This window comes from Candidatus Moraniibacteriota bacterium, from assembly GCA_028688415.1.
GTDB lineage: Bacteria > Patescibacteriota > Minisyncoccia > Moranbacterales > UBA1568 > UBA1568.
The window spans coordinates 720309-743101 of sequence record JAQTYF010000001.1 but is presented as its reverse complement, the minus strand read 5'-3'; the positions used below and the strand labels follow the sequence as shown (position 1 = coordinate 743101).

Below are 22793 nucleotides of genomic sequence, written 5' to 3'. Positions count from 1 at the left end.
GAGTGATACAAGATAAGAGATAAGTGATGCAGGATAAGGGATGCGAGATAAAAGATAGAGGAGAAGAATAATGAAAAACAGGAAGAAGGGAGTGTTGACAAACGCTTCCTTCTTTTCTTTTTTATGGTATACTGAAAAAAGATAATTCTTTCTCTCCTGGTATTTTCGAGAGCTGTATGGCTTTTATCGCAAAAAACAGAAAAAAAAATCTGATCGTTTCATTTTTGGCACTCTTGCTTTTCTCAGGAGTGATTTTTTCTTTTTCTGATGTACAATCTGCAGATGCAGTTGAACAGAGCTTTCTTTACGGGGACTGTGGCGATTTTTTCTGTCCAAAATCTGTCTCTGAGTCTATTAGTACGGCGGCAGGAAAAGTCGGTGGTGCCGTTACTGATGGTTTAAAGCCAGCGTTTCAGTGGTTGCTTTACGGCATTTTTGTTACTCTTGGCTTATTAACGTCTCTTGCTATAACCATCTTTGAATGGGCTATTGATCCCAAAGATGTGGCTGTTCTTTTTGGAAATCCGGGAATATATGAATCTTGGAAATTTATTCGTGATTTTTTCAATTTGTTTTTCATTCTCGTCCTCCTCTACACAGCATTCACGCTTGTTTTCCAGGTGAGCAAAGATTTCAAGAAAGCTCTCCTCAGTATTGTCCTCGCAGCGCTGTTTATCAACTTCAGCTACCCGGTATCACGAGCTTTGATCGATATGACCAATGTCCCGATGTATTTCTTTGCCAATCAGATGATGGCGAGTAACCCAGGTGCAGGAAGTGGAACTGGCTTATTCGGCTCTGCACTTACGGCTACTAGTCTCGAGACTACATTGCTGCCGAATAAACAAGACTCAAATATTTCACGACTTCTGATAGCTATTGTTTTCCTCTTTATATTTTCTATCACACTGCTCGTATTGTCGATTATGTTTGTGATTCGTCTTGTCGCACTTGTTGTCCTCGTGATTTTTTCACCAGTCGGATTTGCGGTGTCTATCATTCCTGGATTGGAGAAATATTCGGGCATGTGGTGGGACAATTTCTGGAAATATGCGTTCTTTGGGCCGGCGGCTATGCTGATGCTTCTTGTTTCAGTGAGACTCTTTTCTTCTCTCGGGAATGGGAGTGAGGTATTCGCAAACATGAAGACAGTAGCGGGAAATGTAGTAGGAGTCGATCAGAGCTTCTTTGCTTCTATGGCACTTTTCTCTATTCCTATTATTATGCTTTGGTTCACAATGGGACTCGCAAAATCGTTTTCTATCGTTGGAGCAGGTATGGTTGTCGACAAAGGACAAGCATTTACCAAATGGGCAGGGAAGAAAACTTATAATAATACTCTGACACGGGGCGTAGGAAAGGGTATCAAGGAAAGGGCTGAGAATAACGGAGTATTGAAATATGTCACACCAAAATATTGGAAAGATTCTAGTCAACAAACAGAAGAAAGAATCGCTGGTCGTGTAGGCGGAGGAAGAGAAGGTTATAACCGAGTCATAGAAAATCAACACAATAAGCAGGTAGCAGAAAATGAGAAAAAAATGGAAGAAGGGCGAATGAGTGCAACAGTATTGAAAGAACACATAGATCCTCGTACCAGAGATAAATATAGCGCTGCAGAGAGAGAAGCTGCAGCCAACATTCTTGCAAAGAAAGAACAATTTAGCAGTGCAAGCGAATTAAATAATGCGGTTGAGGCTATCAAGTCTGCAAACAAGGATCCTCAGGCACAGGCAGAAAAAGTGAAAGAGCTTATTAAGAAAGCAAATGGAAACGCTCTTGATAGTATGGATGTTACCCAATATAATAATATGGCTGCACTTGGTCCAGATATTAAAAAAGAGCTTGATAAGAAATTGAAGAAAGAAGGAAAATCGAGTGTGCTTATTGAAGTCGAAGTCGCAAATACGATGCGTGCAAATCCAGCAGGAAATGCAGGTGTTGTCCGACAAGCAGCTGTGAATAATATGTTGAGCAATATGAGTAGCTCTGATGTTGCAAAACAAGATGTTTTCAGAGCTGGAAATGCGAATGAAGTTCACGCTCAGAATTATATGACGCTTACAAGAATATCAAATCCTGAACGATATCAGAAAATTCAAGCTGATCTCCCATAAATTAATATAGAAATATCGTGGAAGAAGAAAATAAAAAAATAGTGTGTTATCCAATGCTCGTCTCTGAAGATGGTTCAGTAGATGTTATGGATAGACAAAAAGAAGATGTTTTATGGAAGCATTTTCGTCTGTTATCAAAACAATCTCGAGATATTTTGATCTCTAGCGAAATAGCTACGGCTATTCAGCGTCTTCAAGAAAATTTCCATCTCAATGATATCGCTATCGGAAACATGAGTCTTTTTATCCGGAAGATATTTTTTGGCGAATTGAAAATCGAAGAATGTGAGGCAAAAATTGGAAGTATGCTCATGACGACGAATGGCGGAGATCCGAATCAAGCCAAAGATATTATCGCTTTTATTCAGAAAGAAATCCTGACCATACAGCCTAAAGCGAGAGTAGAGGAGTCGGAGGAGAAAACTGAACCAAAGAAAATGACCATCAATATGCCACTTCTCGAAGCTCTGTCGAAATATGAACGCCTCGGTAACCAGCTCGTTTCGAGAGAACGTATCAAAATTAAATCACAAGGAGAACCTGTCCGACCATCACTCTTGTATTGGATCAAGTACTATCGTGACGAGCTTGGCGTGGGTCATCATAATAGTGTCGATCGAGGAAATTTTCTTTTTCGTTCCGAAAATGGTGCCAAGCTTTCTCCAGAAGAGCGAGAACGTGTCAATCTCATTCTCAAGTCTATTGAAGAGAGTACCCCGCTTTCTATCGATACAGAACATCAAGAAGTACTCTTTCCCGAGTTTCATAATACAGGAAATGTGAGTCAGAAAGCACCTATTGCTCCGTCTGTCACAGTCTCTCCTACGAATACTTCTCTGAAGCAAAATCCGATACACATACCTTCTACGACGCAGACTTTTTCGATGAAGCAATCTCAAGGATCAGATGGTATGAAACAGACTGAATCGACCATACCGAGTATGCGCATCGTCCAGAATCATCACTCTCAAATACCAACTGTGAATCCGCAGGAGGTAAAAACAACAGATGGTACAATGAGTTTTTCTGCACGACATATATTGCCAGCAGAAATGGAAATGTTACAGAAAACCAAGAAAGATGAAGAAGAACAAGCACAACCTACGATGAATCCTGTGAAGAATGTTTCAGAACCCGTATCAAGTACAACGCCTCAAGTGACACATTCGAGAAATGATGATTCGAATCCATTTGTGATCCGTCCATCACAGAGAAATGCTTGAGGAAATTGATGTTATTGGGAAGGATATGGTAGAGTAGAGGAGGTGTTCTTTAGAGAAATAACAGTATGATGTCGAGCGTCCCACAATTTATCGGTATCGAAGACAAGATCGTCGGTCCACTCACATGGAAACAGCTTGGCTGGATGATCGGCATGGGAGCAGTACTCCTTACGTTGTTTAGTTATGTCGACACCACGTTGTTTATTGTTGCGGGTATACCGATCGCTCTTCTTTTTCTTGTTTTTGCTTTCTATCGACCGAATGGCTTTTCTTTCACAACGTTTATTTTCTATGCCTTTCTCTTTCTTTTCCGTCCCAAAATCGCTGTGTGGAAGAAAACACCTCCCAAACTATCGGATAGAGAGCCTGTAAAACAAAAAGTCGAAATTCCTGTAATCGCTGAAAAACGTATGGATAGAGAAAAACTCATTGCATTGGCACGAATACTTGACGGACAAGAGGGGAAATAAATAAACTTGATACAGGATAAGTGATCATAGGTAAAAAAGAAAAATGGAATTTTTGAAACCAAAAAATACAACAGGAGGAGGATCAAGTACACAACAATATGTCGATGTGGAAAGAATTCGTGATGGCGTGATTGTACTCAAAAATGGTGCGCTCCGTTCCATCCTGCTTGTTTCTTCGATCAATTTTGATCTGAAATCAACCGATGAACAGAACGCGGTTATTTCGCAATATCAGTCTTTCCTCAACTCACTCGATTTCCCTGTCCAAATCGTCGTTTCCTCTCGTCGCTTCGATATTCGATCTTATATTGATCTCCTCGAGGATGCAGAGAAGCAGCAAGTAAATGAACTCCTCCGTTTTCAAATTTCCGAATACAAATCTTTTGTCAAGAATTTGACCGACGTATCAAATATCATGTCGAAATATTTTTATGTTGTTATTCCCTTCTCTCCTGTCGAAGATGAACAAGGAGGCCTCGGAACAAAACTTTTTGGTATTTTCCAGCCCAAAGAAGCAGTCAAGGATACTGGGCATCTCTTTGAAACATATCGATCACAACTCTTGCAACGCGTAGAACACGTTTCTTCTGTACTCGGAGGGACTGGTGTCCGTGTTTCTCCTCTCAATACCGAAGAAGTGGTAGAACTGCTCTACAATAGCTACAATCCATCACTTTTTACTGCTACCATACTAAAAAACATGGGCGGTGTAGATATTGCATCGGTATAACAAAGACAGTTAACAGATAGCAATTAACAGTAAACGAAGAATTAAAAGAAAAAAGTAAATAAAAAATCATGCCTCAAGGAATTACACTTATTGATCCGAAACAATCATCTCCAGACGACAAATCCAAGAAGTCTTTTTTGTCGTTTCTCGATCATTCAAAGCCAAAAGAAGAAACGTTGTATCAACAAGGATTGACTACGATTCGTGATTTTATTTCCCCTCCAGCTATTCGTCTCAACCCCAATACGATGCAGATCGGAGAAGTGCTGTCACGAACCTATTTTGTGGTGGCATATCCACGATTTCTCTCTACCAATTGGTTTTCTCCGATTATCAACATTGATTTTGCAATGGATACGGCACTTTTCATTCATCCAATTGACACGGCAGAAATATTGAAAAACCTCCGAAAATCATCGACCCAAGTGCAATCACAGATGCATATCGAATCCGAAGAAGGGAAAATCAGTGATCCTGTACTCGAGACTGCTCTTCAGGATATCGAAAGTTTACGAACGAACCTGCAACAAGGGACAGAAAAATTCTTTCGTTTTGGACTGTATATGACGGTATATGGTGCCAATGAGAAAGAGCTCAGTGATAAATGTCAGTCCATAGAAGCTATTCTCGAATCCCAATTGGTCTATATCAAACCTGCGGTGATGCGGATGGATCAGGGGTTTGCTGCGACGAGACCACTTGCTATGGATACGCTCGATGTGGCGAGTAATTTGAATACAGAACCACTTTCTACAACGTTTCCTTTTGTTTCTTCTGATTTTTCTTCCAATGAAGGTATTCTCTATGGTATCAACAGACACAATAATAGTCTGATACTTTTCGATCGTTTCAAAATGGAAAATGCGAATATGGTCGTGTTTGCCAAGTCAGGTGCAGGTAAGAGTTATACCGTAAAACTCGAAATACTTCGATCGATGATGTTTGGGTCGAGCGTCATTATCATCGATCCTGAGAACGAATACAAACATCTCTGTGAGGCAGTGAGTGGAGCTTTTCTCAAGGTGTCACTTTCCTCAGATGTGCATCTGAACCCTTTTGATCTTCCGACAAAGATCGGCGATGAAGAAGGGGCGGATATTTTTCGAAATACTGTCGCCAATCTTATTGGACTCATTCACCTGATGCTCGGCTCCGTGACCCCTGAAGAAGATTCTATTATTGATCGAGCCATCAGAGAAACCTACGCGGTGCGTGATATCAACGAATCAAGTGATTTCTCAGTTTTGACAGCTTCTTCATTCCCGACAATGTCTGATCTCTATGCCGTGCTCGAAAATATGGAAGGAGCAGAATCTCTCGCAGCGCGCCTCGAACGTTATACGGAGGGTATTTTCGGAGGATTTCTCAACAAGCAAACCAATATATCAGTAGACAATCAGCTTGTGGTATTCAATATTCGTGATCTCGAGAATGAGCTTCGACCAATCGCGATGTATATCATCTTGCAATTCATCTGGAATGAAATCCGTGCACATATGAAAAAACGTGTTATCGTCGTCGATGAGGCGTGGGTGATGATGCAAAACGATGATGCTGCTGCGTTTCTCTTTGGTATCGCCAAGCGTTGTCGCAAATACTATACCGGACTTACGACTATTACTCAGGATATCGGCGATTTTGCCTCATCACATTATGGAAAACCAATTATTACGAACTCCTCGATGCAACTCCTTCTTCGCCAATCCCCATCATCGATTGATCTTGTTGCAGAGACATTTTATCTGACTGATCACGAGAAATTTTTGTTGCTTGAGAGTAATGTCGGAGAAGGTATTTTCTTTGCTGGTTCCAAGCATGCCGCTATCAAGATAGTCGCATCATACAGTGAAGATCAGATCATCACCTCTGATCCTCGTCAGTTGCTCGAAATAGAACAAGCGAAGGCGGAATTTGATGCAGGACGATAGCGGAAGAGAAAAAGCACAAAATTCAATCCGCCAGCCGGCGGAACAAAGACCAAACAAAGCAAAAGGCACGGGTCTCAAAATACAAAAAAAAGAAGAATAAGGGAATTGTTAACTGGTATATATGGCTTCAGAATCAGGTACCGAAGGAATGAAATTTACAGGAGAGAAGCCGTCTCTCCTTCTCTATGGTGGAGTAGGGCTGATTGCTCTTTTCAAAGATTTGCTGGATCTCGCCTTTATTGGTTCTTTGCCGGGCATTGGGACAATCATCACTCTCTGTTTGTCTTTCCTTATTTGGATACTTCTCACCGTATTCGATCGGTCTTCCAAGGGAACAAGAGGGAATATGCAGATAGCGAGAGGCTTGGTTGTTATTTTCTTTGGATTAGTTGAGGCTATTGGTTTTGGACTGAATTTTCTTCCTATCCAGACAGCTATGGTATTCGTGCTCTATGTGCTGGCGAAAAGAGCTTGGAAAAAAGAAGAAGAATCAGCAAAAAAAGAAGGCCGTCCATCGAAATCAAAACTACGACAAGAGCGTCTCGATGCAGTTCGTCAGGCCAAGGAAGAAGCAAGAATGAGAAAGGTAGGAGATAAATAAGTATATGAATCATATGTTGAGATTGCTTGCGATGCACAGACGATTTATAGTGACGGGGATACTCGTATTCTTCTCGTTGGGATTTCTCCTGTTCTTCAAGGAGAATGAGAGTTTTAGTCCAGTCCTCCAAGGATTTATTGTAGGAATTGCTTTTTTCTTGGTGATTCCATTGTTGTATAGTAAAATGGTCATAGGTGAACCGATTCAAAACCTAGGTTTGCAAAAAGGACGTTTTATATCAGGGGTTCTTGCAGTACTCTTGGCGCTCATTGTGGCTTGCGGAATCGAGCTCGGACTTGTACTGATGTTTCCTCTCTTTCATGAGCAGTACGTGTTCCCTGGTATTGTGCAGACGAGTTTTCTCTGGTTTATCTTTTATGAAATTGTTCTTTCTTCAATCGTCCTTTCTCTTTACGAGGTGTTTTTCCGGGGGTTGATACAATCACTCTGGCTGAAATCATTTGGGATATGGGCAGTAGTGATGCAGGCAGCTTTTTTCTACGGATTTTTCTTGTTGAAAGGTGACTTTTCTTGGTACAAGGCTCCGCTCCTCATCTTTTGTCCGTTCGCAGGATATATCGCTTATCGATCACGCTCCCTCTGGTATTCGTTTGTGGCAAGTTGGATATTTATTTTTTTGACAGACATCTTTTTTCTTATGTACCGTTAATATTTTTTGTTCGTAAGAGCATTTCTATGAAACTTTTGCAAAAAAAACAAAAACCATTTTTAATACTTTTCGCTGTTCTCCAACTTTTTGTGATGAATAGTGCCCCTGCTTCTGCACTTTTTGGTGGGGGACCGTCCATACCTTCTGCTTCGAGTATTATGTCTGATGTGGAACGACGGTACCATCTCGACACATCGACACTCCAGGACCAAGGAGAAATGATGAATGTTTCATCAAATAAAGGATATGCTCCTGAAGTAATGCTTTATTTTTCCCCGAATGATCCAAAGGCTGGTGAAAAGATGACTGCAAAAGCATTTCCAATGTATTTTTCGAATACTGAAAAAGCACTCTATTATACATGGACACTCAAGCGGAAGGGATGCAATATAGGATCATCCAATGAAGACTGTGATCTCGATAACGATGGGAGGGTGACCGTCGAGGATTGGAAGATCGAAGCTGCACGTATCATTGTTCAGAATGGATATACGAGTGATCTCGGTCCGAGTACGACAGTGGATACAGATAGGGATGGCTACGACGCTCATTATGGAGGTGATGACAAACTTGGTATGTCATCACACTGTTATATCCACGACCCTTCATCAGGAACAAACTATGAATTAGGAAGTGCTTCAAATATTACTTTTGACTGTCCTGGAGGCACAAGTCCTGTGTGTATGACAAGTCTTGTCAACGTTGAATCAGAACAACTCACTATTGATCCAAATGTCACTTCATCAGGCTCTCTCTTCAGTTTTGCTGATACGGGTCAATGTACTGTTTCTGGTGTCCCTGCTTGTTCTGCTGGTGCGCCGGTTTGTAGTGTCGGTGAACCTCGTTGTGTCGCTAACCCTACATCTACAACTTCTTGTGGCTCAGCACTTGCTACCTGTTCTGCTACTTCTGATGCCAGTGTCGATCTCTACTGTCGACATCTTTTCCCAAAATTCCCTGGCTATTCGAGTGGTGATGGGAGCTTTACTCTCGGAGAAGAGAGAAAATGGAAGACCAATCCTATCGATCCAAGCACTGCGGATAACGAAAATAAAGATGAGGCAAATGTTGTTGGTCTTGGTCAATCATCCTTCACTTGGAATTATGAGCCTGGAGATAAAGTAGGTGTCGCTGTCGAAGGCACATCGATGTATACCACAAAGTATAATGATTCCTCATCGATGATTATGTGGGCTTTTTCCAAGAAAGATTGTCCTCTTTCTCTCGCAAAAAGCACTGGTTCATATGTGAAGTCTATCAAAGGGTATAATGTGACTATCCCCGTGGCTGATGTCAATCTCAATGATTGTATCGAGAGAAACCTCGTTGATCCGACAGAAGGAGGTCAGGCGACAAAACTTGATGTCAGTGTTTCAGCTTCTCCGTCTGACCCTCTCAATGATCCGGGCAATGATAAGAGTGGAGATCTCTTGACTGTTCAATCAATGATCGCAAATCCAGCACAGAATATATCCAATACTCTTTTCAAGTGGACGGTATACATAGGGAGTGCTACCAGCGCCTTCTCCAATGGTACAGCGAGAAACATAACAGCTGATTTACGAGATCTTGGTTTGTTGGGTAATACCGATGGTAATGCTCTCGATACAGTGAGTCTTAAATTAGATATTCCCCGTACCAAAATGAACACGTATATTGGTAACGGGAGAGAGACGGGATATTTACGGTTCAGAGTCGACGCAGAAGAACATTTCGCTGGTGGTGGAGTACGCAAAGGCAATAGCGATGTCATCGTGAAATTCCTCTCCACTTCGGAAAAAATTACTGCGTCCAGGGTAATATCAAGACTCGACGTTCCATCAGGAAAGATGCAGGTTTCTTTGGATCCATCGGGATCAATCTGTAACAGTGAACCGTCTGATAGAACTATTTGTCGTGTGATAAAAAATGAAATTATCGGACTCAAAGTTGATGATACTACTCTCTCCAACTTTCAATGGACAATTAATAGCACCCCACTCACATGTACTTCAAGGGTTTCTAACGATTGTAACGAAAAATCTCAGGGACCAATCAATTATTTTCCAGTCACAGGAAATGTCGGAGATACATACACAGTGGTTGTCGTGGCAAATAATATAAAAACAGGAAAGTCTGTGACGCTTACGAGGGCTTTCAATGTTGTAGAGCCACAAATATTCATAGAATCTGTTGATAAGAATGCTGTGTGGCAGAAATATCTCGGGAAGTATAGGGACCTTGCTGGTTCCACCGCATCGTATTGTAAGGATGGTTATTGTGATGATTTGAGCGAATCTATTTATCAATCATATTTTGGTACCAGTGTCAGGCTACGAGGGAAAATGATACCGAACTTTCTGTCGTCAGCAAATGTACAAAAAGAGTGGCTTTTGGACGGAGTTTCTTCTGGTTCTGATATTTCTCTCCCGCCATTTGATATTACCAAGGAATCTCCTGGAACATACACGGTCAATCTACTTGCCCAATACGTGCAGAGTGATGATATCCGTAGAGCATTGCTTGATATCTGGGGAATTTCACCTTTCGAATCTCCAGAGATCAATTTTTCTTCATCTATTCAATTGGAGGTGGAGGCACCTCTTCTGACAGATGGACCACTTGTCGGACCACGGAAGTATTATGCGGCTATCGCTTCATATATTCCCGCTTCTCTTCTCTTCACTTTTCGTATATCGATCAGTGTGATTCTTATTCTTTTTGTCTTGAGCATTATACATTCGCTTCTCGAAGAACGCCGAGTAGAAGCCTTTGTAAGGAATTCTTCTCAGAAACATTAAGAAAATAAAAAGAAGAGACATGATTGCCTCCTGTCTGTCGTTATTGCAAAACAAGTAAAGAAAAAAGAAAACCGATTTACCAGCTGGTAAATCGGTCTTTCTTTTGGTTCAAGAGTTCTTTTACAAGAGACCCATTTGACCAAAGAAGGTAAGGCTGATGACAGGAACGAGAGCGAGTAAGAAAGCAAGGCTCATTTCTTCGTTCTGCTTTGATTCTTCTGCAACTTTGGTACAATTGGGACATCCATTTGTAGAACAGGTGTCTGTTGTTTCCATAGGTGTTTCCATAATATTATTGTTACTATTTATTTTTTAGAAATAATTGTTGCGTTTTTTTATTTTTATTTATAACCCTACTCGACCTTTAGGTTTTTTAACGCATTAAGAAAGAAAAAACGGGCGTAGACATTTGAAGTCTTCACCCGCTTTTCATATCTCAACATATACAGTATAGCACCTTTTTTCTCAAAAGTCAACATCTCATCGGGAAATATTTTCCAGAGAAAGACAAAATATTTTTTCTTTCTGAGGTTTGGGTGATTTTGATTTTTCGGGTATAATAAGAAGGAAATGTAAGAGTATATCCGAAGCGTATATAAGAAGTAAGAATAAAAAAAATGAAACTCCTCTTTTTTTTCGTATTTATTTTTTTAGGAGCTTTTTCTCTTTCGGGTTGCACGACGGAGGAAATACGGAGAGAAAAATCAGGTGAAAGTGGACTCGTATTTGATACTGAAAAGACAACAAAAGAATCAGTCCCTCCACAAGAGGCTCCAGCTCAGAAGAAGCCCAAAGAAACCCCACCCGTTCAATCACCAACTAATACGTTAACACAGAAAAAAATGTATACGACACAACCATCGATGACTATTGATGTCACAAAGAAATATACCGCTACTCTGAAAACAAGTGTCGGTATGATCGAAGTCGAACTTGATGCGGAGGCTACACCGATAACCGTCAATAATTTTGTATTTTTGGCACGAGAAAAATTCTATGATGGGACGATTTTTCATCGCACAATCAAAGATTTTATGATTCAGGGAGGTGATCCGACAGGGACGGGTATGGGTGGTCCTGGGTACAAGTTTGCCGATGAATCATTCTCGGGTGAGTACACTCGAGGCACGATAGCTATGGCCAATTCTGGATCCAATACCAATGGCAGTCAATTCTTCATCATGCACAAAGATACCCCACTTCCGAAGAATTATGTCATTTTTGGGAAGGTGACCACCGGTCTCGAGACTGTCGACATTATCGCAGGCGCTCCGACACGCAAAGAAGGTGAGGGTTCATCACCTGTGACACCTGTTGTTATCGAAACGATGACAGTGGTGGAAAAATAATATACAAGAGCGTTATTTGGATTTTATGCCCGTACCAGCTTCCTTATTGTTTCATTCCTTTTTGTTGTCTGGTTTCTTGTTGTTTACCTTTTTCTCTCTTCCTCAATCAATGGAAGCCAAAGAATTACTTCCTGAAGAGGCATTGGTTGACTTGGTCAAGCCGTCAATCGTACGTATCGTGAGTCATACAACTGGAAGTGCTCAGATACCTTTTATCAAAGTAGATATTGTAAAAAACACCGTTGCAATCATACCGGATAAATACAGTAAAGTAACAATTGACGAATACCTTGTAGGGAGCGGATTTATCATTCATCCAGATGGATATATCGCGACCAATGCACATGTCGTTTCAGAAGAAACCCTCAAGCAGATACTGGCATCAGAAAGAGCAATGTCTGTTTTGTATGAAAATGCTCTTTTCTTGAGCGATGCTGATATGGAGACATTTCTCAATTCTGAATCAGAAAATAACTTCAGTCAAAAAGTGCTTCAGTTCGTGATAGATAACAGTCAGTTTGACCTCACGGTGGAGCGTGTCGTATTGCGACCAGATTCATCAGAAAAATCTTTGACCGCTCTTTTTTCACAAGGTTTTCCTGCGAGTATCGTTTCAGTGAATGATAATTTTGTGAATGATGAACAAGACGTAGCACTCATTAAAATCAATGAGTCTCGCCTCCCAGCATTGAGTCTCGGAGAAAGTGCCTCTCTCGCCGTTGGAAAAAAAGCCTTTATCTTGGGTTTTCCAGCGACAGCAGAACTCAATCAAAATAGTGCTCTGGAAGCGACATTTACTCAAGGTGTTGTGAGCGCGCTCAAACAGTCAGGAGATAAAAGTTTCCGATTATTCCAAACAGATGCCAAGGTGTCTGAAGGATCGAGCGGAGGCCCGTTGTTTGATGAAGAAGGACTGGTAACGGGCATAGTGACACTTCAGACGGATGCACTCGATCGGGAACAGGGAGACAATTTCGCTTTTGCATTACCGATCGAAATGATGAAAAATCTGGTGGTACAGACAGGTATTACCCCTGTCCAAGGAGCGTATAGCAAGTATTTTCGAGAGGGTTTTCGTGCTTTTTCTTTGAGACAATGCGATAAAGCAATGACATCTTTGAATCAATCTCTTGAGGGAAGCAATCCTCTCTTTGTGCAGAAAAAAAGTTTTGAGAGATATGCAAATCAGTGTCGTGAATGGAAAAAAGGAGGAACATCAGTCGATACTGGATTGGATGTTTTTCAAGAAAAGATCCGTGCTTTAGGTGATTCAGTACTCTATTTGATCGGTATCGGACTTCTCCTTTTCGGTATTTTTGGATCGATTCTTTTTTGGGTATTACGTCAGGTCGTGCGAGAAGAGAAAGAAATTGCTTCGCTTGAAACACGTTTGCATACTGATGAATCTCTCATAAAAAAGTATGAACAGTCCTTGGCACAAGATCCAAGAAAAAAAATATAAAACATTTTTATCACCACAAGAAATATGTATCGAAGTATCGCATTTCTCTTAGGGAAGAAAGAATTTCGATTACCTTTTTTTATCTTTTGCTGTATTCTCATTGCTCTTTTTACGAAACGAGATTTCATATATGGAATAGCTATTCTCATTGGATTGTCCGAACTTCTCATGGAATCATATAGACGTGTGAGGAGGGGGCGATGGAATCTCGATTATCTCGCATTTCTCGCACTCGGTACTGCCTTTGTCTTGAGTCAATTTTTGGCAGGAGCGGTCGTTTCTCTGATGGTGGTGATGAGCACTGCTCTTGAGAATTATGGCTCTCGTAAAGCAGAAAAAACGCTCCGTGGACTTTTTGAAAACATTCCAAAGGTCGCACTCCGTGTCGTTTCTGGAGGTACAGAAGAAGTTTCTTTGCAGGATGTACACAAAGGAGATATTCTCTCTATTCGTCCCAACGAGATGCTGGCTTTTGATGGACGTCTGCTCTCAGAGAAAGCATTACTCAATGAAGCAAATATCACTGGAGAAATGGAACCAGTTGTGTATGTCGAGATGGCTGTTCTCAAAAGTGGTACGGTCAATGTCGGTACGTCGATCAATCTCCAGGTGCTCTCAGATTTTGAACATTCGAGTTATAGAAAAATACTGTCTCTCGTAGAAGAAGGGAAGGTGCATCCAGCACCGATAGCTCGTCTTGCAGAACAATACAATATTTATTTTACTTTTTTTGCTCTTGCTCTCGCCTTTGGAGCTCTTGCCTTTTCAGGTGATTGGGAACGGTTTCTTGCTGTGCTTGTCATTGCAACACCGTGTCCACTCCTCATTGCGGCACCGATCAGTTTCATCGGTGGGCTCAATAAAGCAGCAAGAAAAAATATTATTATCAAGAGTCCACTCGTGCTTGAGTTGCTTGCCAAAACAAAGATGTTTTTCTTTGATAAAACAGGGACGTTGACACTTGGTATTCCTCAACTGAAAAAAATTGTACTTTTTGATAAATCAATTTCTCAAGAAAAAGCTCTCGCACTTGCTTCTGCTCTCGAACAACACTCCTTTCATCCTATTGCCAAAGCTATTATTCGAGAGTATCACCTGTCAGAAGGAGAACATATTGTAGCGGAACAGGTAGAGGAGAAAATTGGAGAAGGAATATTTGGAAATATTGGTGGACAGCAATACAGTATGGTGCAGTCTGTTCAGCATTCGGAAAATAGCGGTATTGTCGTTGATTTGATGAAAGAAGACATTCTTCTGGCACGATTCTTTTTTGATGATGAGCTCAAAGCAGAGGTGTCTCAGACATTTGAATATTTGAGAAAACATAATTATACGCTCGGTATATTGACGGGGGACAAGAAAGAGAATGCTGAGCGTCTTTTTGGCCAATTCCAATTGCCGATATACGCACGGTGTCGTCCAGAGAATAAAACAGCCTTGATACAGCGGTATCAGAAAGAAGGACACCTTGTCGGTATGGTAGGAGATGGAATGAACGATGCCCCGGCTCTCGCTCTTGCAGATGTCGGTATCGTATTCTCTGGATCAGAAAATAGTGCCTCAATAGAAGCTGCTGACGTCGCTATTTTTGGACACAATGCTTTTCTTATTCGTGATGCCATACATATTGGTCGGCGATCATACCATGTGGCTTTGCAGAGTATTCTTATCGGTATCGGCTTGTCATCACTTGGTATGATAGGAGCTTCTCTCGGCATGATCACGCCACTTTCCGGAGCTCTCATTCAGGAAGCGATAGACGTGCTCGTTATTATCAACGCGCTTCGATCCACATACGAATAACATTCATTCCTGAATGCTTATTTTATTTGTAACGTAATGCTTCCAAAGTATCGATAGAAGAAGCCTTGCGAGCTGGGAAGAGACCCGTGAGAAAACCAATGAATGCACCGAAACCTATAACAGTGAGGATGAACCAGGCAGGATTGTAGAAGAGGCTGACAGACTCACCTCCAAAACGATTGGCAATGAGATTGATGAGCACATTGAGTATTTTGCCCCCGACGTATCCGAGAATGACTCCTCCGAGGGCACCAAGAAATCCCATGAGAGTAGATTCCATAATAAACATCATAGAAATACTTCCTCGTGAAGCACCGATAGCTTTCATAATTCCGATTTCCTCGGTACGTTCGAGGAGGGCAATAGTCATCGTGTTGAACATACCGATAGCGGAAACGATGAGGGCAATCATTCCGAAAACCATAAGGATAATTTGTACGATGCTGAATACTTTGTTGGCCTGGTCGATGGTTTCAGAAATAGAAGAAGCAGCAAAACCTTTGGATTCTACCTCGCTACGAGTTTGATTCAAGACATTTGTTGAAGCACATTTCACTTTCAATTTTGTATACCCTTCGATAGCAAAGTCTGATAGCGAATTGAGTGGGAGATAAATAATGTTTTCTTCGCCAGCAATAACACCAACGACGGTATAAAGTACATCGGGTTCATACGATGCCTGTGCGTCAGTCTGACCAGATGTATTACTCTGAAACAAAGTAAGTGAAACTGTTTTGCCAATCATTTCTTTTGGAGTGATATCGAAAATACGCACGACTGCCGATGTGATCACTACATTCTCTGATTCAGTTTCTGTAAAAAATTTTCCTTCCTCGAGCTTTAATCCCTCATTTTTGAAAAGTGATGCAGAAGAACTTATTGTGTCTACGTCGAGCGTGAAGTCCTCGAATTTCCCTTGTCCAGGAAGTTCGAGAACAGGGATGATATCGCTTATTGTAGGGATTGTTCGAAGCTCACTAATAGCTGTTTCATCGAGACTACGATCATCTTTCGTATCACCAAGTGTCACGTCGAGCGTGACGAGAGCATCAGATGTTGTAATTTTTTCGAGAAGTGTCAGCTGTAATCCATACCCGAAAGATACAAGAAAAATAATAGCTGAAATACCGACACTCATACCGAGAATCGTCAACAGTGTTCGCATCGTGCGAGCCTTGAACATACGAAGAGACAATTTGAGGAGATCGAAAAAACGCATAGATTTAAGAATATTTGAGAAGCATAATAATTTCTATTTCGCGAACAACTTTTTCGGCCGTGATTTTGTTGAGACCGATACCTCCGGCAGTAATTTTTTCATCAAGATTTTTTTGAAGTCCTGTTTGTCCAACCTTGCTCGCAATACGAAGATTGATAAGTTTCTGAAATTGTGTTTTTTGGGTTGGCGCGAGAGAGAGATGAAAACGATCAATGAGATATTCCAGGAAAGAAGCAGATCCTTCTTCTGGATCTTTCTTCAATTTTTCTACCTGATTGAGAATAGTAATGACGTCTTCAGAGAATGATCGAGCCCGCATTTTGTTCCAACCAGCCCCACCTGCTTCGAGAGGGAGATCGAGTTGTTCTGAAAATCGTGAAATATCGATATTTTTGAAGAGGAGTTCTTTGAGGAAGGCTTCGGCAGTTGAAACCTGTTCTTCGCTTAATTGGGAAAGGAGATGAGTGATAAGTTGTTTTGCTTTGAAAGGAACCAAAAGGATATCAATTTGTTGTGGAAGGAGGTTTTTGAAGGACGCCATCAAAATCTTGAGTTCCATAGATTCCAAGGCCTGTTCTTCTTCCTCCTTTTTCTCAATCTTGATCGGTCGTTTTTCTTTGTGTATTTCTTCTTTGACAATACGACCATCTTTCATGAAAATAACACGATCCGCATAGACGAGGTGTTCTGGATTATGTGTGACGAGCACGATAGTTTTTTTGTCGATCTCATTGAGTTCCTTGAGGATTTGGAGCACGTTCTCGGAACTGGCACTATCGAGGTTTCCAACCGGTTCATCGGCAAAAATAATTTCAGGGTTATTGATGAGTGATCGTGCAATAGCAACGCGTTGTTTTTGTCCACCAGAGAGTTGCCCTGGAAATTTGTCTGCCTGTTCGGCAATACCAAAACGACGCAGAAGCTGAAACCCTTCCTTCCTTCTTTCTTCGGGATCGGTACCGCGGAACACCTTGGGAAGACACACATTATCAAGAATATCGAGTGATCCGATGAGATAGAAAGCTTGAAAAATCATTCCGATACCTGTTTGGTGCAATGCGAGGTCTTCTTTTCGGCTCATTTGAGCAATGACTTTACCATGAAAAGAGACGGTCCCATAGGTAGCGCTTTGCAATCCAGAAAGGGAATACAAAAGTGTCGACTTTCCACACCCAGATGGACCGTAGATAATAACGTATTCTTCAGGATAGATGGCGACATCCGTCTCTTCAAGCGCCCGCATTTCATTGGAAGCTCCTTGATTGTAGATGACGCGCAGTTTATTGGCAGAAATGATCGGGTCGTTCATTGATGGGTTTCATAGAAATGAAAAATATTGTCTTCATTATACCATATTTCTATAGAAAAAGAGGAATGGAAAAATATCAGTTTTTTTGTTTGAAAAATAAGTAAGAAAAATTTGTGTTGCAAAGACTATGAGGGTACGTTACTATGAAAGAAGAAGATATATGCGACACATGAATATGCGACGAGAGCCAGTAATTATTGTTGTAGGTGTTATCCATATTATTCTTTTATCTTTGTTGGGGTTGCTTTTTTATCGGTAGTGAGTTTCTATTTACAGTATGATCATTACGTTTCTCAAATTTATCGATCCTGTAGTATTGATGATATTCCGTTTCCATGATATGCTGTGTGATTTTCTTGCACAGCACTTTCTATGGATCAAAAAATTATTGCTTATTATTGCTTTTCTGAGCCTTATTTTCATTATTTTTCCCGAGATGAGAAAAGACTTTGGTAGTTATGCAGAGGGAATGCTTCTGGGCATTCTCTTTCTTGGCCCACTCTCGAAGATTTTTCGAATGAGACTACTCTCACAATTGATGGGACTCAGGCGAGAATTTGGTATCATGATGGGATGCTTTGCTCTTGTCCACGGCGTGGCTTATTTCGTTGATCCGCTCTCCTTTTCTCTAGACATTGCGCCGTATCTGAATGCCCATTTTTTCTCTATGCACCCATTGTTTTATTTTGGTATTTTGGCGCTCATTTTTACTCTCCCACTACTCCTTACGTCTAATACTTCGAGTATCCGTCTCTTGGGTGGGAAGAATTGGAAGAGGCTTCATCGCCTGGTCTATATTATTTTGATCACAATGCTTCTCCACATTTTCTTTCTCAAGGCCGGGAGTCACGGATATGATATTTTTGAGTTGCTCCAACCTTTTTTCATTGTCCTCGGATACATTTTGCTCAAATTGCTGGCTTGGAAGAATTTCCTCCCTTTTTTAAGAGAAATCATTGTCTATATAAGCGAGAAATATGATGAGTACCATACATCACATGCTGTGACTTTATTGTAATATTTCTGTATGATGAATTTCTTAGGAAAAAAAATACTATACACTCTTGCATTTTGGAGTTTGGTTTTTATCCCGATGGAAGTATTCGCATCTGAAACATCGAGTGTAGCAGAAGGAAAAGTCCTGATCGAAATGTTTGAACGACAGGATTGCGCTCACTGTCAGAAAGAGAAAGTCTATCTCGAAAAATTGCAGGAACAAAGAGATGACATCGAAGTACGTTTTCTTGATATAGAAACGAAAGATGGAAAAAATCTCTATGATCGTTTTACGGAAGCTCAGCAACTTTCGAAAGCTACTCCTATTACCGTTATTGGCGTGACAGTTCTGCAGGGTTTTGATACAGAGGAAACGACAGGAGTTCGTATAGAAAAGCTTATTAAAGCGAATAAAGGTACAGATCTTGTTGGGATAGAAGGACTGTTATCCGGAATATCGAGTGATGCGACAGAAAAGGTTGGAGAAATCTGTGAGGGCGATGTTTGTGTCCTGCCAGCAGAAGAACCCTTTTTTGTTACTCTTCCATTTACCAATAAGACGCTCGATGTGATGCAGTATTCCCTCCCTGTACTTTCAGGTGTTTTAGGACTGATCGATGGATTTAATCCATGTGCGATGTGGGTCTTGGTGACATTTCTTCTCGTGCTGGTACAGATGGGGTCTCGTCGGCGTATGTGGACTGTCGCTGGACTCTTTATTATTGCGGAGGCCGTGATGTATTATCTTATTTTGAATATATGGTTTACAACGTGGGATTTTGTAGGACTTGATCGTTTTATTACCCCGATAGTTGGTATTGTTTCGATCGGAGGAGGATTGTTTTTTCTGTACGAATGGCACAAGTCTGATGGAACATGTCAGGTGGTTAATCTCGAGGGGCGAGTGAAAATTTCTGGACGAATCAAAAAACTCGCAAGTGAACCATTCACGTGGTTGACAGCGATTGGCGTGATTGCTCTCGCTTTTTCGGTCAACGTGATCGAATTTGCCTGCTCCATAGGTATTCCACAGGCTTTTACAAAAATTATTCAAATGAACGATTTGAATTTCTTGCAGACACAGTGGTATATGGCTCTCTATATTCTTTTTTATATGGTTGATGATTTTCTTGTTTTTGGATTGGCTCTTTGGGGCTTCGAGAAACTTCATCTCACACAAGCGTATTCCAAATGGTCCAATTTGATTGGAGGCATACTCATGCTTATTCTCGGATATCTCCTTATTTTTCATCCAACAGTACTTCGTTTTTTGTAGAGAGGCGGAATGTTGAATGTACGGTAAGAATCTGCTATACTGATCAAGCTAAATAATAATCAAAAAAATGATATGGAAGGAGAAATTGTATCTTCTCAAGAAGAGAAACAAAAAGGAAAGAAATTTGGTTCTGACGCCTTGCTTCTTTCAGGAGCAGTGCTTTTGACAGGACTTATCATTGCTGGATCAGTTATTCTTGGGACAGAAAAATTATCCAAAGTATTGGCGAATTTATCAATATCTGCACCAAAAGCTGATATCGGAACACAACAGCAACAACCGGACGAACCAACGGTGACTATGGACCAGATACAAGGACTGTTTAATGGAAAAAATATCACGTTTGGCAAAAAGAATGCCAAAGTAGTTTTTGTCGAATTTAGTGATCCGAGCTGTCCATACTGCAATATCGCTGCTGGACAAAATCCAAATTTGAACAAATCGGCTGGCCCACAATTCACTATGGTGAAAGACGGTGGAAAATATGTGGCTCCAGTACCAGAAATGAAGAAGCTTGTAGACGCAGGAAAGGCGAGTTTTGTCTGGGTCTACGCGAATGGACACGGAAATGGCGAAATGGGTACCAAAGCTCTCTATTGTGGATTTGAAAAGAAGAAGTTCTGGGAAGTCCATGACTTACTCATGAGTGAAGCAGGGTATAACCTGATGAACAATGATGTCAAGAATGACAAGTCGAAAGCAGGTGTGATCGCAGAGTTCCTGAAGAGTGCGGTGAAGCCAGGCGATATGCAATCATGTCTCGAAAGTGGCAAATATGATGGCCGTATCGCAGAAGACAGTGCTATTGCAACCACTTTTGGTATGAGTGGTACCCCAAAGTTTTTTGTAAACACGGAGAATTTCAAAGGTGCTTATAGTTTCACGGATATGCAATCGGTCGTCGACAAATATCTGAAATAGTAAGGAAATTGAATTGTCTGAGGAAAACCTTGCTTGAGAGCAGGGTTTTTCTTTTTTTGCTATAATAAAAAGGAATATGATTTATAAGACATCTTTGCATGGCTATTTTACAGGAATTGAGAAGATGGAGAGATACACAAGCACGTACCGAGGGCGTGGAAACTTTTCGTGTGTTTCCGAATGCTGTCTTGCAGGCTCTCTCTGATACATTGCCTCAGAATAAGGAAGAAATGCTCTGTATCAAGGGCTTGAAAGAGGCAAAATTTCGGAAATATGGGAGTGTTTTATTGAAGATTATCCAAGAACGAACGGGTGGTGATGAGAGAATGGTGAATGCTTCGGACATCGAAGATAATGGATACAAGATAAGTGATGCAAGAAAAAAAATCGGAAACAAAGAAAAAAAAGGAAACCTTTCTATTCAAGAAGATCAATTATCAGGCATCAATTATCCTGCATCTGATACCCTCTCGGTCAGTCAGTTTCTCGATGGGCTCAATATGGAGCTCTCGGGTATGGCCTCGCGTGTGCAAGGAGAAGTATCGAGTGTCGATGAGCGAGAACGAGTGGTGTATTTTACCATCAAAGACAGTAAGGACGAGAGCACACTCAATTGTCTTATTTTTCGTTTCCAATACGATGTTTCCGGGGTGAAAATAGCTATTGGAGACGAGATTATCGTCGAGGGGGTACCGGATATCTATAAACCGAGCGGACGTCTCTCAATGAAAGTGGGAGTGATCGAGCTTTCTGGAGTTGGTGCTCTCCAAAAAGCGTATGAAGCCCTGAAGCTTAAATTTGAACAAGAAGGACTCTTCGCTCTCGAACGAAAACGTGTGTTGCCAGCATTTCCGGAACGTATCGCGCTTATTACATCAGAACAGGGGGCGGCTATTGGTGACTTCACGATGAACTTGGGAGCCCAGGGATTTCATGTGACATTTTTCCCGACGAGTGTGGAAGGCAAGAAAGCGGTTTTTGAAATAATGAATGCCATCAAATACTTCAATACGCATCCGGAGAAATATGATGTGCTCGTGATCGTTCGTGGCGGAGGGAGTCTCGAGAGTCTGCAAGCTTTCAATAATGAAGTTCTTGTTCGTGCAGTGGCGATGTCTCACATACCAACACTCCTCGGCGTAGGTCATGAACGAGATGTGACACTCGCAGCACTCGTCTCGGACGTGATGGTATCGACACCGACTGCCACTGCCAAGGAACTTCGTCTGCATTTTGATGAAGCACGACAACTCGTAAGACATTTCGAGACACATCTCCCGATGCTTTTTTCTCAGAATCTCACTCTGATACAAAAAACACTCGAGGATGAGGGTCTCCATCTCCTTTCATATCTTGAACATTTCCGTACACTCGTGACGACCTTGCATCAGGATTTGAAAGAGCGACTTTTCCTCGTCCAATCGACGATAGAACGAAAAAAAGAACTCCTCAATCAAGGAAGAAAAAGCCTCTATCAAGGCATGACAGCACTTCTGAAACAATCAGAAGAAACGCTCCTCCATCAGAGTGAACGTCTCGCGCAGTACGATCCGATGAATGTTCTCAAGCTCGGATACAGTCTGGTACGTCAGGGGATACGAGTGGTGAAGAAAAGTTGTGATGTGAAGATCGGTGATATACTTTCTGTACAACTCAGTCGAGGAAAAGTGACCGCAAAAGTAGAAGAAATATTCGAATAAATAATCTATATAACGTACAAGAATATGTCAAAAGTAAATCTCAGTGAATCGCTGAAAAAGGTGCAAGAAATCATCGCTTGGTTCGATAATCAGGAAGAAGTGGATGTCGAAAAAGGCCTCGAAAAAATCAAGGAAGGTACTGTCCTCATCAAAGAGAGCCGTACCCGTCTCAAAGAAATCGAAAACGAATTCGAAGTAGTCAAAAAAGAACTTGAAAAAGAATAATTTTTTCATTCGCG

General features: G+C 41.2%; 19 protein-coding genes. 16 read left to right on the top strand and 3 right to left on the bottom strand.

What is annotated here, in order from left to right; all coding sequences use genetic code 11:
- Window positions 1–176: 176 nt before the first annotated feature.
- The 8 genes from PHH40_03580 to PHH40_03545 all read left to right on the top strand — a co-directional run bounded on the left by PHH40_03580 (window position 177) and on the right by PHH40_03545 (window position 10519).
- Window positions 177–2117 carry a hypothetical protein gene (locus PHH40_03580; GenBank protein MDD2766817.1) on the top strand — a complete coding sequence of 647 codons (1941 nt, stop codon included), beginning with the start codon at window positions 177–179 and terminating at the stop codon, window positions 2115–2117.
- A 17-nt stretch (window positions 2118–2134) separates the two neighbouring features.
- A complete protein-coding gene (locus PHH40_03575) occupies window positions 2135–3340 on the top strand; it encodes a hypothetical protein (protein ID MDD2766816.1) in 1206 nt (401 codons plus the stop codon).
- Window positions 3341–3405: 65 nt separating this feature from the next.
- The gene (locus PHH40_03570) at window positions 3406–3810 is read left to right on the top strand and encodes a PrgI family protein (GenBank protein MDD2766815.1); all 405 of its coding nucleotides are present in this window, start codon (window positions 3406–3408) and stop codon (window positions 3808–3810) included.
- A gap of 43 nt (window positions 3811–3853) precedes the next feature.
- Entirely contained in the window at window positions 3854–4540 is a 687-nt protein-coding gene (locus PHH40_03565; GenBank protein MDD2766814.1) for a hypothetical protein, read from the top strand.
- Window positions 4541–4608: 68 nt separating this feature from the next.
- Window positions 4609–6468, top strand: a complete 1860-nt coding sequence (locus PHH40_03560; protein ID MDD2766813.1) for an ATP-binding protein — start codon at window positions 4609–4611, stop codon at window positions 6466–6468.
- A 121-nt stretch (window positions 6469–6589) separates the two neighbouring features.
- Complete coding sequence (locus PHH40_03555; GenBank protein MDD2766812.1) at window positions 6590–7069, top strand: hypothetical protein; 480 nt, start codon at window positions 6590–6592, stop codon at window positions 7067–7069.
- Window positions 7070–7073: 4 nt separating this feature from the next.
- Complete coding sequence (locus PHH40_03550) at window positions 7074–7739, top strand: hypothetical protein (GenBank protein ID MDD2766811.1); 666 nt, start codon at window positions 7074–7076, stop codon at window positions 7737–7739.
- Window positions 7740–7765: 26 nt separating this feature from the next.
- Window positions 7766–10519, top strand: coding sequence for a hypothetical protein (locus tag PHH40_03545; protein ID MDD2766810.1), 2754 nt, complete (start codon window positions 7766–7768; stop codon window positions 10517–10519).
- 120 nt (window positions 10520–10639) lie between these two features.
- Here PHH40_03545 and PHH40_03540 read toward each other — a convergent pair whose 3' ends face one another.
- Entirely contained in the window at window positions 10640–10807 is a 168-nt protein-coding gene (locus tag PHH40_03540; GenBank protein MDD2766809.1) for a hypothetical protein, read from the bottom strand.
- Window positions 10808–11136: 329 nt separating this feature from the next.
- Here PHH40_03540 and PHH40_03535 point away from each other — a divergent pair, with 329 nt between their 5' ends.
- From PHH40_03535 to PHH40_03525, 3 genes are read left to right on the top strand one after another with little or no spacing between them, the layout of a single operon-like run.
- Entirely contained in the window at window positions 11137–11868 is a 732-nt protein-coding gene (locus PHH40_03535) for a peptidylprolyl isomerase (protein MDD2766808.1), read from the top strand.
- A 25-nt stretch (window positions 11869–11893) separates the two neighbouring features.
- Window positions 11894–13330: a serine protease gene (locus tag PHH40_03530; protein ID MDD2766807.1), complete on the top strand. Its 1437-nt coding sequence runs from the start codon at window positions 11894–11896 to the stop codon at window positions 13328–13330.
- A gap of 24 nt (window positions 13331–13354) precedes the next feature.
- The gene (locus tag PHH40_03525; protein ID MDD2766806.1) at window positions 13355–15133 is read left to right on the top strand and encodes a heavy metal translocating P-type ATPase; all 1779 of its coding nucleotides are present in this window, start codon (window positions 13355–13357) and stop codon (window positions 15131–15133) included.
- Between the two features lie 22 nt (window positions 15134–15155).
- On the opposite strand, the gene PHH40_03520 is transcribed toward PHH40_03525, so the two are convergent.
- Window positions 15156–16352, bottom strand: a complete 1197-nt coding sequence (locus PHH40_03520) for an ABC transporter permease (GenBank protein MDD2766805.1) — start codon at window positions 16350–16352, stop codon at window positions 15156–15158.
- A 4-nt stretch (window positions 16353–16356) separates the two neighbouring features.
- A complete protein-coding gene (locus PHH40_03515) occupies window positions 16357–17661 on the bottom strand; it encodes an ABC transporter ATP-binding protein (GenBank protein MDD2766804.1) in 1305 nt (434 codons plus the stop codon).
- Window positions 17662–17938: 277 nt separating this feature from the next.
- On the opposite strand from PHH40_03515, the gene PHH40_03510 reads away from it, so the two are divergent.
- The 5 genes from PHH40_03510 (at window position 17939) to PHH40_03490 (ending at window position 22779) form a co-directional block, all read left to right on the top strand.
- Complete coding sequence (locus tag PHH40_03510; protein ID MDD2766803.1) at window positions 17939–18679, top strand: ferric reductase-like transmembrane domain-containing protein; 741 nt, start codon at window positions 17939–17941, stop codon at window positions 18677–18679.
- A 9-nt stretch (window positions 18680–18688) separates the two neighbouring features.
- Entirely contained in the window at window positions 18689–19933 is a 1245-nt protein-coding gene (locus PHH40_03505) for a glutaredoxin (GenBank protein ID MDD2766802.1), read from the top strand.
- A gap of 72 nt (window positions 19934–20005) precedes the next feature.
- Window positions 20006–20854 (top strand): DsbA family protein, encoded by an 849-nt coding sequence (locus PHH40_03500; GenBank protein ID MDD2766801.1) that lies wholly within the window; start codon window positions 20006–20008, stop codon window positions 20852–20854.
- A gap of 98 nt (window positions 20855–20952) precedes the next feature.
- The gene (gene xseA, locus PHH40_03495) at window positions 20953–22554 is read left to right on the top strand and encodes an exodeoxyribonuclease VII large subunit (protein MDD2766800.1); all 1602 of its coding nucleotides are present in this window, start codon (window positions 20953–20955) and stop codon (window positions 22552–22554) included.
- A gap of 24 nt (window positions 22555–22578) precedes the next feature.
- The gene (locus tag PHH40_03490; protein ID MDD2766799.1) at window positions 22579–22779 is read left to right on the top strand and encodes an exodeoxyribonuclease VII small subunit; all 201 of its coding nucleotides are present in this window, start codon (window positions 22579–22581) and stop codon (window positions 22777–22779) included.
- The last annotated feature ends 14 nt before the right edge of the window (window positions 22780–22793 follow it).